This is a genomic window from Mesorhizobium sp. M4A.F.Ca.ET.050.02.1.1, assembly GCF_003997725.1.
Lineage (GTDB): Bacteria > Pseudomonadota > Alphaproteobacteria > Rhizobiales > Rhizobiaceae > Mesorhizobium.
In genome coordinates this window covers 1-2,491 of the sequence record NZ_RZSG01000846.1, presented here as the reverse complement: position 1 = coordinate 2,491, position 2,491 = coordinate 1, and the positions used below count along the sequence as shown (strand labels likewise).

Sequence of the window (2,491 nt, the reverse complement as noted above, 5' to 3'; positions counted from 1 at the left end):
CGTTGAAGATGACTATGACGGCGAGTACCGCCACGACATCGTTCCCATCTCACCCCTGCAGACCCTCGGCGCGGAGTCAGTCATCTATGTGGGGACGTTCTCCAAGACGCTCTCGCCCACTTTGAGGCTTGGCTATCTCGTCATCCCAACCGGCCTGTGCCGGGCGTTCAGCGAGGCGAAGCGCCTGACCGACCGGCATGCGCCCATGTTGGAGCAAGACGTGTTGGGTGACTTGCTGACGAGCGGCGCCTACGAGCGTCACGTCCGCAGCATCCGCAGAAAGAATGCTGAGCGCAGGCAGGTGCTGCTGCAGGCATTGGCCGACCGTCTGGGCCCGAGGGTCACCGTTGCGGGAGCCGACACGGGCCTTCATGTCGTGGCCTGGATGCACGGCATCGCCGCCGGGCGCGAGACCGCAATCATCGCGGCCGCGCGCGCTGCCGGGATCGGTCTCTACCCGGTATCGCCGCTCTACGACCCGAGCGGGCCTCGGCCGGAAACGGCTGGCTTCATCATGGGGTACGCCGGGCTTGACGCGGAAGCGGTGCGGCGCGGCGTTGCGGTGCTGGCGAGGATACTGGCCGAACACCGCTGACGAACCCAAAGCTCAGAAGATCTCGTTCGTGAGCCGCTTCACCGGACCGAGCAGGATCGAGCCGGTCGGTACGCCGGCATCGATCGGGATGGCCCTGCGATCCGGCACGTCGGCCACCGGCGCGCCGATATCGGCGGTCACGATGACCGGGGTTTTGCTGGGCACGCGATCATAGAGGTCGACAATATCCAGGTTGATCAGGCGCACGCAGCCCGACGACACGGACTTACCGATCGACCACCATTCCGGCGAGCCGTGCAGCCGGTAGAGCGTGTCCTGATCGCCCTGGAAGAGGTATAGCGCGCGGGCGCCGAGTGGGTTCTTCAGGCCGCCGGGCATGCCACCGTTCTTGGCGCTGTATTGGGTCAGTTCCGGCTGGCGGGCGACCATCTCATCCGGCGGCGTCCACTTCGGCCATTTCTGCTTCCACTGCACCACGGCATCGCCCGACCACTCGAAGCCGGCGCGGCCGAGGCCGACGCCGTAGCGGATCGCCTGGCCGCCCTCACGCACGAGGTAGAGGAAGTGGTTGGTCGTATCGACGACGATGGTGCCCGGCCGCTGGCCGGTCGGGTCGGGAACGATCTGGCGCAGGAATTGATGATCGATCTTGTTGACCGGAATGGCCGGCAGGTCGAATCCGTTGTCGGACGTCGCCCCATACATCGTCTCGTAGTCGCCGAGCGGCGGATCGACATAGGCGGGCGGTGGCGGTTGCGCAGGCTCTGGAGCCGGACCGGTGGTCGTGCAGGCGGAAGCCGCGACCGAGGCAGCGCCAAGGGCTGTGAAGTTGAGAAAGCCACGACGGCTGATGCGGAAGGAAGCGTCTGACATGGTTGCCTTTTCTAGGTCTTAATTCGCAAGAAAGCATGAATCCGCAGGCTGGCTGCCGGCGCTCCAATAACAGTCGGCGGCGATAGGCGGTTCCAAATCTGGCCTGAGGGTGGACAAACAAAGGCGAAGCTGTGACCGCATTGCCGCTGTTGCGCTGCAGCAACAGCGCCGTCATGCACCCCCAAGAAGGCCTTCGAGCGAAGGCAGGATCAGCCCTGGCGGAAAGTCCCGGTATTCATCGGGCTGGTTGGCACGGTTGATCCACACCGTGCGGAAACCGAACTTGGTGGCGCCGGCGACGTCCCAGCGGTTGGAGGACTGGAAAGACACCGCACCCGGATAGAGGCGCCAGCCGGTGGTCACCATGTCGTAGACCGACGGGTCGGCCTTGAAGCGTCGCACCGCATCGACCGAAAATACATCGTCCAGCACCTGGTCGAGCGCGGCAGACTTCACGGCCGCCTCCAGCCTCTCGGGCGAACCGTTGGAGAGGATCGCGAGCCTCGCGCCCGATGCCTTGAGCGCCTTGAGCACTGCCGGCACCTCCGGATAGCAGTCGAGGTGCCAATAGGCCTCCAGCAGCTTGGCTCGTAGGCCCCTGTCGGCGGAGGGTACCTTGCGCAAGGCGAAATCGAGCGCCTGCTCGGTCAATTGCCAGAAATCGGCATAGGCGCCCATCAGCGTCCTGACCCAGGAATATTCGAGCTGTTTGGCGCGCCATATCTCGGAGAGCAACTGGCCGTCCGGCCCGATCTCGCCGGCATGGCGGCGCACGGCGGCATGCACGTCGAACAACGTGCCGTAGGCGTCGAAAACATAGGCCGCGTGATGCATGGCGACAGTAGTGAGGCGAGGGGAAGCGAAGCGCAAGCGTTGATTGCAGCCAGCACCGATCGATGTTGCGGATCGCGGCCAAACCAGGCCGACATCGGTTGGCGGAGGCCGGCTGGCCCCACAAAACTCCACGATGCCGGTTGACGGCGGCCACCAAAGCATTTTCCTATGCCCGCTTCGCAAGAACACTTGGACGGACCCGAGCAATGACACTGGCGGCAGCGGCGC

The 2,491-nt window shown here is 64.8% G+C and carries 2 protein-coding genes and 1 pseudogene; 1 reads left to right on the top strand and 2 read right to left on the bottom strand.

Going from position 1 to position 2,491, the window contains the following annotated elements:
- A pseudogene (locus EOA33_RS32110) lies at window positions 1-595 on the top strand (PLP-dependent aminotransferase family protein); the annotation flags it as partial.
- Between the two features lie 12 nt (window positions 596-607).
- Here EOA33_RS32110 and EOA33_RS32105 read toward each other — a convergent pair.
- Window positions 608-1,429, bottom strand: coding sequence for a L,D-transpeptidase (locus EOA33_RS32105; RefSeq protein ID WP_127407456.1), 822 nt, complete (start codon window positions 1,427-1,429; stop codon window positions 608-610).
- A gap of 171 nt (window positions 1,430-1,600) precedes the next feature.
- Window positions 1,601-2,263, bottom strand: coding sequence for a haloacid dehalogenase type II (locus tag EOA33_RS32100; RefSeq protein WP_127407457.1), 663 nt, complete (start codon window positions 2,261-2,263; stop codon window positions 1,601-1,603).
- Window positions 2,264-2,491: the final 228 nt, after the last annotated feature.